Source organism: Micromonospora sp. CNZ299 (assembly GCF_002754415.1).
This window is the reverse complement of the sequence record NZ_PEFG01000001.1, coordinates 6022810-6036597: the sequence shown is the minus strand read 5'-3', so window position 1 is coordinate 6036597 and position 13788 is coordinate 6022810. Positions and strand designations below refer to the sequence as shown.

16 protein-coding genes are annotated in these 13788 nt (G+C 69.9%); 9 read left to right on the top strand and 7 right to left on the bottom strand.

The genetic code is table 11. The features are described from left to right. Window positions 1-36: 36 nt before the first annotated feature. Window positions 37-1380 (bottom strand): MFS transporter, encoded by a 1344-nt coding sequence (locus CLT68_RS27515; RefSeq protein WP_099855284.1) that lies wholly within the window; start codon window positions 1378-1380, stop codon window positions 37-39. A gap of 168 nt (window positions 1381-1548) precedes the next feature. Between CLT68_RS27515 and CLT68_RS27510 the strand changes: the two genes are divergently transcribed. Both CLT68_RS27510 and CLT68_RS27505 read left to right on the top strand, forming a co-directional pair. After that, entirely contained in the window at window positions 1549-1821 is a 273-nt protein-coding gene (locus CLT68_RS27510; RefSeq protein WP_099855281.1) for a phosphopantetheine-binding protein, read from the top strand. 25 nt (window positions 1822-1846) lie between these two features. After that, window positions 1847-2947, top strand: a complete 1101-nt coding sequence (locus CLT68_RS27505) for a 2-oxo acid dehydrogenase subunit E2 (protein ID WP_099855279.1) — start codon at window positions 1847-1849, stop codon at window positions 2945-2947. A gap of 56 nt (window positions 2948-3003) precedes the next feature. On the opposite strand, the gene CLT68_RS27500 is transcribed toward CLT68_RS27505, so the two are convergent. The 3 genes from CLT68_RS27500 to CLT68_RS27490 are packed head-to-tail and all read right to left on the bottom strand — an operon-like array spanning window position 3004 to window position 5483. Further along, window positions 3004-4041 (bottom strand): 3-oxoacyl-ACP synthase III family protein, encoded by a 1038-nt coding sequence (locus CLT68_RS27500; RefSeq protein ID WP_099855277.1) that lies wholly within the window; start codon window positions 4039-4041, stop codon window positions 3004-3006. Between the two features lie 25 nt (window positions 4042-4066). After that, window positions 4067-4261, bottom strand: coding sequence for a ferredoxin (locus tag CLT68_RS27495; protein ID WP_099855275.1), 195 nt, complete (start codon window positions 4259-4261; stop codon window positions 4067-4069). A gap of 13 nt (window positions 4262-4274) precedes the next feature. Further along, window positions 4275-5483 (bottom strand): cytochrome P450, encoded by a 1209-nt coding sequence (locus tag CLT68_RS27490; RefSeq protein WP_099855273.1) that lies wholly within the window; start codon window positions 5481-5483, stop codon window positions 4275-4277. A gap of 185 nt (window positions 5484-5668) precedes the next feature. On the opposite strand from CLT68_RS27490, the gene CLT68_RS27485 reads away from it, so the two are divergent. Further along, window positions 5669-6517, top strand: a complete 849-nt coding sequence (locus tag CLT68_RS27485; RefSeq protein WP_158240946.1) for a class I SAM-dependent methyltransferase — start codon at window positions 5669-5671, stop codon at window positions 6515-6517. Window positions 6518-6579: 62 nt separating this feature from the next. Here CLT68_RS27485 and CLT68_RS27480 read toward each other — a convergent pair whose 3' ends face one another. Then, window positions 6580-7431 carry a class I SAM-dependent methyltransferase gene (locus CLT68_RS27480; RefSeq protein WP_099855269.1) on the bottom strand — a complete coding sequence of 284 codons (852 nt, stop codon included), beginning with the start codon at window positions 7429-7431 and terminating at the stop codon, window positions 6580-6582. A 184-nt stretch (window positions 7432-7615) separates the two neighbouring features. Here CLT68_RS27480 and CLT68_RS27475 point away from each other — a divergent pair, with 184 nt between their 5' ends. From CLT68_RS27475 to CLT68_RS27450, 6 genes are all read left to right on the top strand, one after another. Then, on the top strand, window positions 7616-8542 hold the full coding sequence (locus CLT68_RS27475; RefSeq protein ID WP_099855267.1) for a thiamine pyrophosphate-dependent dehydrogenase E1 component subunit alpha: 927 nt from the start codon (window positions 7616-7618) through the stop codon (window positions 8540-8542). Continuing rightward, window positions 8542-9540: a transketolase C-terminal domain-containing protein gene (locus CLT68_RS27470; RefSeq protein ID WP_099855265.1), complete on the top strand. Its 999-nt coding sequence runs from the start codon at window positions 8542-8544 to the stop codon at window positions 9538-9540. Before CLT68_RS27475 ends, CLT68_RS27470 begins: the two co-directional genes overlap by 1 nt. Window positions 9541-9569: 29 nt before the next feature. After that, window positions 9570-10598, top strand: coding sequence for an NAD-dependent epimerase/dehydratase family protein (locus tag CLT68_RS27465; protein WP_099855263.1), 1029 nt, complete (start codon window positions 9570-9572; stop codon window positions 10596-10598). A 52-nt stretch (window positions 10599-10650) separates the two neighbouring features. Continuing rightward, a complete protein-coding gene (locus CLT68_RS27460) occupies window positions 10651-11910 on the top strand; it encodes an Nramp family divalent metal transporter (RefSeq protein WP_099855261.1) in 1260 nt (419 codons plus the stop codon). A gap of 42 nt (window positions 11911-11952) precedes the next feature. Then, window positions 11953-12708, top strand: coding sequence for an alpha/beta fold hydrolase (locus CLT68_RS27455; RefSeq protein ID WP_099855259.1), 756 nt, complete (start codon window positions 11953-11955; stop codon window positions 12706-12708). A gap of 101 nt (window positions 12709-12809) precedes the next feature. Continuing rightward, a complete protein-coding gene (locus tag CLT68_RS27450; RefSeq protein WP_143743267.1) occupies window positions 12810-13109 on the top strand; it encodes a hypothetical protein in 300 nt (99 codons plus the stop codon). Between the two features lie 138 nt (window positions 13110-13247). Here the strand turns inward: CLT68_RS27450 and CLT68_RS27445 are convergent, their stop codons facing one another. Further along, on the bottom strand, window positions 13248-13469 hold the full coding sequence (locus CLT68_RS27445; protein WP_099855255.1) for a DUF5988 family protein: 222 nt from the start codon (window positions 13467-13469) through the stop codon (window positions 13248-13250). A 16-nt stretch (window positions 13470-13485) separates the two neighbouring features. Beyond that, window positions 13486-13740 (bottom strand): hypothetical protein, encoded by a 255-nt coding sequence (locus CLT68_RS27440; protein WP_099855253.1) that lies wholly within the window; start codon window positions 13738-13740, stop codon window positions 13486-13488. Between the last annotated feature and the right edge of the window lie 48 nt (window positions 13741-13788).

The following is a 13788-nucleotide window of genomic DNA, read 5'->3' as shown; positions in this document are numbered from 1 at the left end:
TCCGCGGATGCGGACGGGGGCTCCGACGTGTGGCGGTCAGTGGTTGAGGCTGGCAGCGGCCTCGTCGATGTCCTGGGCCGGGGCGATCGGGCGCAGCGCGAGCGCCGCGAGGAAGGAGACACCAGGAAAGGACAACATCATCAACGGTACGGCGATGCTGTCGCCGAGTACCAGCAACGGGGCCGAGACGAGCGGGATCACCACTCCGCTGAGCGAGACGAAGACCAGGATCACGCTCAGGCCGGTGCCGCGGATCTCGGTGGGAAACGCCGCCGTGAGGTAGATGGCGAACGCCACCACACCGTTGATCCCGAAGAAGCCGAGAGCGGCGAAGGCGAGGTAGATCGGCCACCGACCGTCGGCGAGGACCACCGGGAGCACGAGTACCGCTGCGAGCGCCTCCCAGAGGACCATGACGTATTTGGGGGACACCTTGTCGGTGAGCCAGCCCGTGGGCAGGTTGCCCAGCAGGGCGAACGCGAACATGACAGTCACCGATTGAGAGGCGTGCTCGACGGCGAAACCGCGGGCTTCGACCAGGTAGATCGGCGCTACCAGGGTGGTGAACGAGCCTGCCGAGAAGCAGAAGAAGCCGAAGACCATCATGGCGACGGTCTGCGGCCGGTGTTCCCGGCTGAACAGCCGCCTTACCGCCTCGCGTTCGATGCGCCGCGTCGCGCCGCCGGCGCCTTCCGCCCGGTCACGCAGGGCCAGGAAGCGTGGCGACTCACGCAGGTAGCGGGTGACGAAGAAGACCAGCAGCATCGGCGCGAAGGTGATCAGAAAGAGCAGGCGCCAGTTCCCGGTAGCCAGCACAGCGCTGGCCACCAGGCCGCCGGTGGCCGCGCCGAGGAAGAGGAAGGCCCAGGAGGCCGACTGGAGCCGGCCGCGGATGCGCGGCGGGGCCTCCTCGCCGATCAGGATCGTCTGCGCGCCGCGGATGCCGGACTCGGTGACCGCGGTCAGTGCCCGCAGCACGACGTACTGCCAGAAGACGACCACGGTGGCGGTCAGGCCGCTGAACAGGCCGACGCCGAGCAGGGCGAGCGCGAACATCCGCTTGCGGCCGAATCTGTCGATCACGAAACCGGCGAGCACGCTGGTGAGGATCGAGACCCCGCCGAAGATCGCCGTCACGTACAGGAACGTGTCGGGGGCGAGGCCGAACACCTCCATGATGACCGGTCCGGCCGCGCCGGCGATCGCGCCGTCGAAGTTGGCGAGGAAGTAGGCGCTGTAGATGACCGGGAGCAGCACCCACAGGTAGCGCTTCTTCGTCATCGTCCGGTTGCGGATGGTGACCAGCTCGTCCGGGTCGTACCGGTAGGCCGGCTCGTCGGCGGGGACGACAAAGGTCTTCTCGGGTTCGAGCTGCGTCATGGGCTGCCTTCGCGGTACGGGCGTCGGTTGGCGTGCCGAGGATCGGACCGGGTGCTAAGCCGGACCTTCGACGCCGCTAAAGTCCGGCCCGCCGTACAGGCGCTCGGTTAGTGCGGCTTTAGCCAGGTCACCGACGATCGTGGTCTCCGACGAAGGTGGGTTGTGCGAATGTCCGAGGTGGTGGCCGAGGCGGCGCTGCGCGCGCACGTGCTCGAGCAGCTCGTACAGATCTGGCGGGAGGTGCTGAAGGTCGAGGACGTCGCCGTCGAGGAGACGCTGCCGGACCTCGGGGCGCGGTCCATCCTGATCGTCGAACTCGCCGTACGGATCAAGGACCGTCTGGGTGCGGACGTTCCGCTGGAGGAGTTCCTCGCGGCGTCCAGTCTGCGCGAGTTCGCCGGCACGGTGGCCTCGTTGCGTGACGGGACGGCCCGGCCGTGATCGCCCGGGTCCGGGGAGCGGCCGCGTGACCGAGTTGCGGGTTCCCAAGCTGAACAACAACGACGACGAGTACACGCTCGTCGAGTGGGTCGTGGGCGACGGCAAACCGGTCACGGCGGGCGAGGTGGTCGCCACGGTGGAGACCTCCAAGGCGGCCGAGGATCTGCTCGCTCCCACGGACGGGGTGCTCTGGCACGGTCTCGCACCCATGGGTGTCTGCCGACCGGGTGACGTTATCGGTGAGGTGGCCGCACCGGGCGCGGCCCGCAGTGCGCCGGACGCCGGCGACCGAGCCGGGTCGGACACCGCGGACGGGCCGGTGATCACCGCGCCGGCCCGGGAGCTGATGGACGAACTCGGCGTGAACGCCGAGCGGCTGCGGGAGCTGGACGTGAGGATCGTCCGGCGGGAGGACGTGCGTCGTCTCGTCGAGGCCGGCGGCCGGCACCGGCTGCCTCCGGTTCAGCAGGCCGTTGCCCGGGCGGTCACCGAGTCGCACCGTACGGTGCCCGCGGCGTACACGGTGGTGCAGGTGCCGGTGGATGCGGCGTTGAGCCGCGCCGCCGTGCTCCGCCGGGAGCTGCGCAAGCTGATCGGCCTGCCCGAATTCGTGATCACCGCGGTGGCGCGTTCGTTCGCCGCCCTCCCGCTGCCGTTCGCGACTCCGGTGCGAGACGGCGAGGAGGTGCGCCCGGCCAGTGCGGCCCACATTGGCGTGACCATGGACGTCGGCCGCGGTCTGTACGTCCCGGTGATCGCGGACGCGTCCGGGCTGGACGTGGCCGGCGTCGCCGAGGCGGTGGGGCGCTTCCGGCGGACCGCCGTCTCGGGTGCCTTCCGCGAGAGCGAGCTGTCCGGCGGCAACCTCACGGTGGCCCTGCACAACGACAGCGACGTGGTACTCGCGGTGCCGTTCGTGTTCCCCGGCACGCTGTGCACGCTGGCGGTGGCCGGGCCGAGGGAGGAACTCGTGCGGGGCGCCGACGGCGAGATCGCCTCCCGCACGATCGTCAATCTCGGGCTGGCCTACGACCACCGGTTCGTCAACGGCCGGGACGCGGCCATGCTCCTGCAACACGTGAAGGACCTACTCGGCGATCCGGTAGCGCTGGAGCGGGGAGTCTGACGGACGCGGCGGGCGGGGCCGGCCCGGTGGGCTCGGCCCTCGCCCGCCGATCGCTGTCAGGGGACCTCGATCGCGTATCCCGCCTTGATCCACTTGCTGGCCTCGACGCTCACGCCGACCGCCCGTTCACCCGGCGCGAACCGCGGCATCAGCTCCTCCAGCTGGAAGAACGGGATGGCGTTGCCGGTGTTGCCAATCTCGGCGACGCGGCTGACCGGGTCGGCCGCAGGCAGCCCCAGCGCCTCGACGATGCGCGCGGTCATCTTCGCCGACAGTTGAGGTGGCAGCAGGTAGTCGACCTGCGACCTGGTCCAGTTGACCCGGCCGAGCAGATCATCGAGCGCCTCGATGGCCATCTTCGGGGCGGATTCCTCCACCGCCTTGAAGTCCTCGGTCACCGGCATACGTCGGTCCGCGGTGGCGCGATCGCCCCAGCTGAACCATTCCACCGTCTGCCCCGGCGCGCGGTTGCGGCCGATGAGCCGGGTGAAGACGCCGAGAAGGACGGGTGCGGCCTCGCCTGGCTGCGTGCTGAGCACCGCGGCGCCCGCGCCGTCGCCGAAGAGCAGACCGTTGATCTGCACCTCGGGCGGGACGTCGCGGATATCCATGGTCAGGTCGAGGTGCTTGGCGCAGCTGTCCCCGCCCAGCACCAACACGGTCCGGCAGTCGCCGGTACGCAGCATCCGGCCGGCCACCTCCATCGCCTGCACCGCCCCGGTGCAGCCGGACTGGAGTTGGTAGGTCGGCACGTCGTCGATGCCCAGGCGGTCGGCGACCATGTTCACGGTCGCCGGCATCAGCGCGTCGGGTGACGCCGTGCTCATCACCACGGCGTCCACGTCGGCGCCGGTGAGGTCTGCCGCGGTCAGCGCCCGTCGGCCAGCGCTCTCGGCGAGGTCGGTCAGCGTGTGCCGAACATCTCCGGTGTCAAGGTCGCGGCAGAAGTGCCGGCTGCGGGTGCCAACGTAGGTTTCCATCCACTGCTGCCACACCACGGGCATGCCGAAGCGCTCGGCCAGCCGGGCGTTGTCGATGGGCGGTCCGGGCAGGGCGGTTCCCACGCTGAGAATGCGGATGTCGGTGCTGTCCATGCGACGTCCTCCGGGATGGTGTCGGCTACTCGCAGACCTCGATCGCCTGTGCCGGGCACAGGGCAGCCGCGTGCAGCGCGGCCGGCCGGGCGCCAGGCTCTCGGCCGGCGGGAAGCACCACGACCCGACCGTCGGCCTCGTCCTGGTCGAACACCTCGGGAGCGGCGAGCGCGCACATGCCCGAAGAGATGCAGCGGTCGGTATGCGTGACGATCTTCATCGGCGCGCCCGGCTCACCAGGCGACCGGGAGCCGGTGCACCCCGTGCACGGTCATCTCGCCACGCAGCGGCACGTCGCCGGCCGGCACGGCCAGGCGCAGGTCGGGGAAGCGGCGGAAGAGCGACAGGTACGCGATACGCATCTCGATGCGGACGAGTTGCTGACCGAGGCACTGGTGCACGCCGTGCCCGAAGGTCAGGTGGCCGGTCGGCGGCCGGGTGATGTCCAGCGTGGCCGGGCTCGGAAAGCGCTCAGGGTCCCAGTTCACCGCGGGGACCGAGATGACGACCGTCTCGCCGGCCTTGACGTGTTGCCCGCCGAGCTCGACGTCCTCCAGCGTGCCTCGGGTCAGGCCGGCGTTGAGGATCGCCAGGAACCGCAGCAGTTCCTCGATCGTCCCTTCGATCAACGACGAGTCGGCGAGCAGGGCCTGTAGCTGGTCGGGATGCGTCAGCAACGCGTAGACACCCATGCCGATCATGTTCACGGTGGTCTCGTGCCCGGCCAGGAACAGCGTGGTCACGCCTTTGACCTCGTCGTCGGTGAGCTTGCCGTCGACGATCAGGTCGCTGAGCATGTCGTCGCCGGGGTTGGCCCGCTTGACGCGCACCAGCGTGTCGAGGTAGCCCGCGATGAACCGCAGCGTGGTTGCCACCTGCTCAGGACTGCTCTCCATGCTCAGTGCGACGCCGGCGTGGTAGTTGAACTCGTCGCGGTCCTCGTACGGCACGCCGAGCAGCTCGCAGATCATCAGCGAGGGCAGCGGGATCGCGTAGTGCTCCATCAGGTCCAGGGGCGGGTTCTGCGCCTGCATCCGGTCCAGGTGTTCCTCGGCGATCCGTTCCAGCCGTGGGGTCAGCTGGGCCATCCTGCGAACGGTGAAGTACCCGGTCAGCAGCCGGCGGTACCTGGTGTGCTCCGGGGGGTCCATCCGGTTGAAGAAGCCGGGCGGCGCGGTCGGGCCGGCCATGGTCATCTCGGCGAACGGCAGCACGATGGGGAAGTGCCGCAGGTCCTGCCGGGCGCTGAACCGGTTGTCGGCCAGCAGCTGCCGGGCGACGGGGTAACTGGTGACCAGCCAACCCTCGTGGCCGTTCGGGAACCTCAACCGGGTGACCGGTTCCTCCTCGCGCAGCTGGTCCAGCTCAGCTGGTGGGTTGAACGGACAGGGATGTTCGCGCTTCCAGGGCATGGTGACGGGGCCGGACTCGGTGCCTGACATCGCTCACGTTCCTTCGGCCGACTGGTGGATGTGACAGCTGGGTCGTCACTGTCTCCGGCACCGCTAAAAGCGGCCTTACGCCCCGCTTGCGGGAAGCGCTTTTAGCGGCGATCAAAGCGTGGCGTTAGCGGTCCGGCGGATCCTGCGAGCGCCACTCGATGACATCGACCCGAAAGAGGCCGGCCTTGACAGGAAACGGACCACGCGTCGCGGGCACCGCGGCCAAACTCGCCGAACTGTTCGGCGACGAAGCGATCGGCAGCCTCTACGGGCCCGAGGCCGCCAACCTCTACGACATCGTCAACCGCCATGACCCGGTCGGGATCAAGGAACTCCTCCAGGCTGCGGAGGGCACGACCGGTCCGGTGCTCGAGCTGGGGTGCGGCACCGGACGCGTGACCTTCGCCTTCCTCGAGCAGGGCTACGAGATGGTCGCGCTGGACCTGTCGCCCGACATGCTCAAGGTGCTCGAACGCCGGCTGACCGAGCCGGGCAATGAGGCGTACGCCGAGCGGTTAGAGGTCGTGGAGGGCGACATGTCCGACTTCGATCTCGGCCGTCGCTTCGATCTGATCATCATCACCGGTGCTGCAGTGTGGGAGAACGACGCGACGCAGAAGGCCGCCATGTTCGAGTGCGTCCAGCGGCACCTGACCGAGGGCGGCCGGATCCTGATCCAGATCGCGCTGGTCGAGGGCTTCGAGGAGAGCGACGCGCAGGCGTTCGAGAACGTCGCCGTCTTCACGCTCGCCGACGAGACGTCGCCGCTTCTCTGCACGTTGTTCGACTACCTCGATCCCAGTGTCGGGTTCCGCTGCTACAGCGTGCTGACGCACCGCGTGCAGGACCACGCCGTGATCAGCACCAAGCTCTACACCGGCGTGGTGCATCCGGTGCCGCGTGAGGTGCTCGAGAAGGACGTGGCGGCCGCCGGGCTCCGGGTGGCCGGCTGGACGGAGATCGGCTCGAACACCGACGTGGTCAGTCCGCTGCGGGTGCGCGTATACCAATGGTTGCTCGAGGTGACCCGCTAGCCGAACGGCGGCCTCGCCATGGACGACGAGGGGCCGGCCCGTCGAGACGGGCCGGCCCCTCGTCACGCGGTCACGTCGAGCAGAAGCTGTGCGGTGGGTTTGCGGGAGGGGATGTCGACCGGCGCGGCGGCGATCTCGTGCCGGCGCGCCGTGCGCAGCCCTGCGGCGGCCAGTTCGGCCGACAGCACCTCCGCGTGGACCGGAAAGACGGTCCCGGTGTACAGCTGGCTGTCGACGACGGATCCGCCGCGGATGCGCTGGGCCAGCACCGCGGTCGTCCGTACGCCCGCGCCGGGGTCGCCGTGGTCGAACAGGGTCAACAGCACCGGCGACTGCGCGTCCGGCATGACGAAGACTTCGACGTGCTCGAACACCGGACGGTTGCGGTCGGTGAAGGGATCGGCCAGCTCCGGTGCGATCTGCAGGACGAAGTGGCCGCCGTCGGTCAGGTGGTGGCGTACCGCAGTGAAGAGCCGGGCGCGCTGCTCCGCGTCGTTCTCCCAGACCCCGCAGGCGGGTGCGACGATCAGCTCGAATCGACGGCCGAGGTCGAGGTCGGCCATGTCGGCCTGGACGACCTCCAGCCGGTCGGCGTACCCCTCGATGGCCGGCTCGGTGAGGCGGCACCGGAGCACACCGAGCATGTCCGGGGACAGGTCGAGCGCCACCACCTGGTGGCCCTGCTGCAGCAGCGGGAAGGTCAGGCGACCGGTGCCGCATCCGAGCTCCAGGATCGGGCCGGTGGCTCGTTCCGCCAGCCGCAGCAGTTCCGGCACGCCGACCCGGTCGTGACGTTCCCGAACGCCGTTGAGGGCTGCGGCACCGGGTCCGTAAATGCCGCTCACGCCACTGGGGCCGATCAGCTCGGCCACCGCGGCCGCGGTGCCGCGCGGTGCTGCTCTCTCGGTCGGCATGTGACCTCCTCCTGCTCAAGGGTCCGCTGGTGACCGTGCTCGGATGGTCTGAACCGCCCCTGTGCCGGGGCTAAAGGCGCTGACCGTGGTCGCCCAAGCCTTGGATTAGGGTGCCTTTAGCCCGGTCGGCAACGATTCCGCCAGCGGCGCGTGGCCGCCGACGGTCGGAACGAGAGCGGGCCAGATGGAAGTCGTCACCGAGGATCCGGTTCGCCGCGGCCTGTCCCGGCTAGCCGACCGTGATCTCGGCATGCTGCTGCTGATCAGGCATTTCGAGTACAAGCTTCTGGAGCTGTTCGGTCGTGGTGAGCTGAGCGGCACCACGCACACCTGTCTGGGTCAGGAGTATGTGCCGGTCGCGCTGCGCTCGCTGATCGGGGCGCGCGACTTCGTGTTCAGCAACCATCGCGGTCACGGTCACTACCTCGCCCGATACGACGATACGCACGGACTGCTCGCCGAAATCATGTCGCGGCAGGGGGCCATCTGCGGCGGGGTGGGCGGTAGCCAGCACATCCTGCGCGAACGCTATCTGTCGACCGGCGTGCAGGGCCAGAGCCTGCCGGTCGCGGCCGGCGTGGCGCAGCACTTGAAGCGCACCGAGCCGGGCGCGCTGGCCTGCGCCTACATCGGCGACGGTACGTGGGGCGAAGGCGCCGTCTACGAGGCGTTGAACATGGCCGCGCTGTGGCGGCTACCGCTGCTGGTGGTGGTCGAGAACAACGGGATCGCTCAATCCACCCGCACCGTCGACCAGCTCGCGGGCACGATTGGTGATCGCGCTCGAGCGTTCGGGATTCAATACCACCGTACCGAGGAATTCCATCCCACCGCGATCGCCGCCGAGTTGTCGCCGCTGGTCGAGCAGGTCCGCTCGGCAGGTCGGCCGCTGGTCGCCGAGTTCGTGACCCACCGCGTCGGCCCGCACAGCAAGGGAGACGACAGCCGCAGCGCTGGCGAGATCGCCGCTGTCCGGGCCAATGACTGGTACGCGCGGTACGCCGTCGCCTTCCCCGAGCACGTGGCTGAGTGGGACGCGCGGATGCGGGCCTACGTCGACCAGGTCGTCGCCGAGGTGGCTGCGCGTCCCCTGACGGACTGGCCCGGCTGATGCGGGTCGCCGAGAGCATCAACCTCGCCCTGCACAACGTGCTCGCGGAGGATCCAAGGGCGTACATCGTCGGGGAGGACATCGGCGACCCCTACGGCGGTGCTTTCAAGGTCACCAAGGGTCTGTCCACGCGCTACCCGGGCCGGGTGCTGTCGTCGCCGCTCAGCGAGAGCGGCATCGTCGGCTTCGCGTCCGGGCTCGCACTGGCGGGAGACACCGCGATCGTCGAGATCATGTTCGGTGACTTCCTGGCGCTCGCCTTCGACCAGATCGTCAATTTCGCCAGCAAGTCGGTGTCGATGTATGGCAGGCACCAGCCGATGCCGCTGGTGGTCCGCTGCCCGGTCGGCGGCGGGCGCGGGTACGGCCCGACGCACAGCCAGAACCTGCAGAAGCACTTCATCGGCGTGCCGGGCCTGTCGCTCTACGAGATCTCGCCGTTTCATGACCCGAGGACACTCCTCGCGGAGATCATCGACCGGGCGGAGCCGGCCATTCTCTTCGAGGACAAGGTGCTCTACACCCGCCAGATGTTCGAGGACGGGGCCGCGGGTGAGTTCTTCTCCTACCAGGTCGATCCGGGCGGGGTCGCGCGTGTCTTCGCCGACGCCCCGGAGGCCTGCGATTGTGTGCTCATCGTTCCCGGCGGGCTCGCGCACCGGGCACTGGCGGCGGCGCGAACACTGCTGCTGGAAGACGAGATCGCCTGCCTGCTGTTGGTGCCGTCGCGGCTGTACCCGCTCGACGTGGAGGCCATGTCGCCGTTGCCGGCGGGCGCGCGGGCGATCTGCGTCGCCGAGGACGGCACGGCCGGCGGCACCTGGGGCCAGCAGGTCGCCTACGACCTGCAGACCCGGCTGGGGCGCCGGCTGTCCGTACCGGTCACGTTGGTCAACGCGGCGGACCGGGTGATTCCGGCCGCGCCGCACCTGGAGGAGCGGGTGATGGTCAGCGAGGGGAGCATCCGCGCCGCGGTCAAGCGGGCGCTGCGGGACTGACCCCACGTCGATGATCCGGAAGGAAGCCGATGACCGACGAAGCGATCGACGTGCCGATCTCCTCCGTGCCGCTCGCGTTGCGGGCCGGTGGCGTCGTGACCGCGCCGGCAGCCCGCCGGGTGCTCGTGCTGGGCGCCACCGGCCGCATGGGACGTCAGCTCTGCGCCGCGTTCGCGGCCGACGGCTACGAGGTCATCGCCGCCGCCCGGGGGTCGGCGGGCCACACCGCCCCGTACCGCTTCGTGCCCATCGACGTGGCGGCGGCGAACCAGTACGAGCTGGGTGAGCTGCTGGCGCGGGAGGGCGTGCAGGTGGTCGTCAACGCGATCGCCGGCCGGGGTGGTACGGCCCAGGCGATGTACGAGGCAAACGTGCGGCCGGTGGAGAACCTGCTGGCCGCCCTGCGTCTGGTGGCCGTTGACCCGCGTCTCGTGCACGTCGGGACGATCCTCGAGTACGGGTCCGTCGAGACGGGCACGTCCATCCGGGAGAACACGGCTCAGCGCCCGGACTCGCTCTACGCCAAGTCGAGGCTCGCCTGCTCCCGCCTGGTGCTGACCGCGATCCGCCGCGGCGAGATCGACGGCGTCGTGGTCCGCCTGGCGGCCACCATCGGGCCCCACGCCTTCCTGGAGAGCTTCCTTGGATCGCTGGCGCTGACGCTGTACCAGATGGACCGGCTCGCGGGGATCGACGTGACGCTCTACGACGCCCGCAGCGACTACGTCGACGTGCGGGACGCGGCGGCGGCCATCGTCCGGGCGGCGGACTGTCCGGCGGCGGATCCGTTGGTGAACATCGGCGGCGGCATCGCGGTGGAGGTCCGGGCGCTCATCCGGTGCCTGGTGCGCGCGGCCGGTCTGTCGCCGGCGCTGGTCAGGGAACGCGACGAGGTCGGGTGGGGTCGCGGCTGCCGCTGGACCAGCCTCGACACCTCACGGGCGACCGGGCTGCTGGGGTGGCGGCCGCGGTACACGGTCGGCGAGTCGATCGCGGCGATGTGGGAGAGCGTCGACGGCGAGTGCGGTCGCCGCCAGATGGATTCCGCGTCGCGGTGACGGTGCGAGCCAACCGGTTCGCGCCTCACCCGAACTGGAGGAGACACACGGTATGAGTACGTCCGAGGTCGTCGCACCGCCGCAGGCGGGGGTCGGCGCTCGCCGGGGGAGCGGGTTGCGGTGGCGACTGGCGCTGCTCGGGCCCGCCTTCGTGGCCGCCGTCGCCTATGTCGATCCCGGCAACTTCGCGACCAACTCGACGGCCGGCGCGACGTACGGTTACCTGCTGGTCTGGGTCGTGCTGGCGGCCAACGTGATGGCCATGGTGGTGCAGACCCTCAGCGCCAAGCTCGGACTGGCCACCGGAATGAGTTTGCCGGAGGTGTGCCGCCAGCGCTGCTCGCCGTGGACGGCCCGGCTGATGTGGGCGCAGGCCGAACTGGTGGCGGCGGCCACGGACGTGGCGGAGGTGATCGGTGGCGCGGTCGGCCTGCACCTGCTGTTCGGCCTGGATCTGTTGCCCGCCGGGCTCATCGTCGGCGCGGCCTCGTTCGCACTGCTGACACTGCGTTCGCGGGGCTATCGGCGCTTCGAGGTAACGATCATGGTGATGCTGCTGGCGATCCTGGTGGCGTTCCTGGTGACCATCTGCCGCAGCGGTGTGGACCTCGGGGCGGCCGCGGCCGGCACGGTGCCGCGGTTCGCGGGTCCGGACAGTGTTCTGCTCGCGGCCGGCATCCTCGGGGCGACCGTGATGCCGCACGTGGTGTACGTGCACTCGGCGCTCACCACGGACCGCTACGAGTACGCCGACGACGAGCAGCTTCGCCGCGCCGGTCGGGCGCAGCGGATGGACGTGCTGCTGGCGCTCGGCTGCGCCGGCGTGGTCAACCTGGCGATGCTGCTGGTGGCCGCCGGCGTCTTCCACGGCTCCGAGGCCGCCGACGCGACCACCCTCGAGGGCGTGCACGCGGGGCTCGGTGCGGAACTTGGTGCCGGCGCGGCCGTGCTCTACGGGGTCGCGCTCCTGCTGTCCGGCCTCGCCTCCACCAGCGTCGGCACGTACGCCGGGGACATCATCATGGCCGGCTACCTGCGGCGGCAGATCCCGCTGGCACTGCGCCGCCTGGTGACCCTCACTCCGGCCCTGATCATCCTGGCGGTCGGCATCGATCCGACAACGGCGCTGGTGCTCTCGCAGGTCGTGCTCAGCTTCGGCATCCCGTTCGCTCTGATCCCGCTGGTGTGGTGGACGCGTCGCCGGGACGTCATGGGCGTTCTGGTCAATCGCGGGCTGACGACCGTCGCCGCCTGCGCCGTCGCCGCCGTGGTGATAGTGCTCAACATCGTGCTGCTCAGCCGCCTCGGCTGAACCGACGGGACCCGCCGATCCGTACGAGAGAATGGACATCCCATGACCGAGCCGGCCGACGACGTGTGGGTCCGCCGCTTCCACTCCGTCTCCCAGAGCCGGATGACGGTGGTGTGCTTCCCGCACGCCGGCGGTGCCGCCACGTTCTTCCACCCGCTGTCGACGGCGCTGAAGCCGGCGATCCAGGTGGTCGCGATGCAGTATCCGGGACGCCAGGACCGCCGCCACGACCCGTTCCTGACGAGCATCGACGGCCTGGCCGACGGCTGCTTCAGGGCGCTACGCCCGCTGTTGGACCGTCCGGTGGCCTTCTTCGGGCACAGCATGGGCGCCACGGTGGCGTTCGAGGTGGCACGCCGGATGCGGCAGGACATCGGCACCGCACCAGTGACGCTGTTCGCCTCCGGGCGCCGCGCGCCCTCCCGGTACCGGGAGGAGTCGCTGCACACGCGCGGCGACGAGGAGCTCGTCGCGGAGCTGAAGGTGCTCAGCGGAACGGATGCCCGACTCCTTGCCGACCCGGAGCTGGTGGGCCTGATCCTGCCGGTGATCCGCGCCGACTACACGGCCGTGGAGACGTATCGCTTCGAGTCGGGGCCGGTGCTGGACTGTCCGATCATCGCGCTCATCGGCGACCGCGACCCGCAGGTCACAGTGGACGAGGTGCAGGACTGGTCGCGGCACACGACGGGAGCCTTCAAACTACGCCGGTTCACCGGTGGCCACTTCTACCTCGCGGACCACCTGCGGGCCGTCGTCGGTGTGATCAACCAACAGCTGCTCACGCAGGCCTGCTGACCGTCGCGTGACCGGTCGTTCTTAGGCCGGCCTTAGCGGGCGTTTCTAGGGTGGGCGGGACCGGCGAGACGGGCCGAGCGGCCCGTGACCACGTGGAGGGCATGTTGAGCATCGACGGAACCTGGAACGTCATCATCGATTCCCCGATGGGCACGCAGCACGGGGTGCTGGAACTGAGTACCGAGGACGACAGGGTCACCGGTACGGGACAGGCGTTGGGCACCACGATGGAGGTCGCCGACGGCACGGCCAACGGGGACGAGGTGACGTTCGCGCTCGACTTCACCCGGCCGGTGCCGATGCGCCTGGACTTCCACCTGTCGGTGTCGGGCGACAGCATCGCCGGTGAGGCCAAGGCCGGTCCGGTCGGCAGGTGGAAGGTCGCCGGCCAGCGCGCCTGAAGCCGCGACCGGAGGAGATCCGGTGAGGGCGGCGGGGCGGGCCGACGTCGTACGGGCGGCCCGCCCGGCAGCCCGAGCCGGCCCCGAACCGCGGGTTGGGCGGCCGTCGTCGGCCGCTGTGCGTCGGGGTGCCTGCCGCTACTCGGCGATTCTGGTACGCATGGTCCACCGGAAGACGACCGGTCGTGATCCGTCGGCCTCTTCGGAGATGCGCTCGAAGTGCTCGTACCCGCCGAGGTGCAGGATCTTGATCTTAGTGCCCTCGATGTGGTCACTGTGCCGGCGCAACGCTGCGGGGAGATCCGCGGGCCCGCCCTCCAACACCACACTGATCGTCGGCTTGGTGTCCGGGTGACTCATGTGTGGACCTCGCTTCTTAGCGATCAACGGACGGGTCGTGATTCGTGGTGCCCGGCGTGGCGCGTAGCCTCGTCTCGAGGTCGTGCCACGTCCTCCGCTCGGAGTCGGTGAGATCCGCGGGGCGGTCCGGCCGCCCCGGGTCGTAGGGCGGGACCACCATCGGCGGTACGCAGCCGCCCAGGCCGGCGATCAACCAGTCCTGGCTCGCCAGCCAGAGACGCCGTAGCAACGACGGCGCGCCGTCGATCGGTTCACGAACACTGTCGTCCATCGTGGGCTCCTCGCGGCCGGGCCCACATCGTGCAGCGACGCGCTTAAC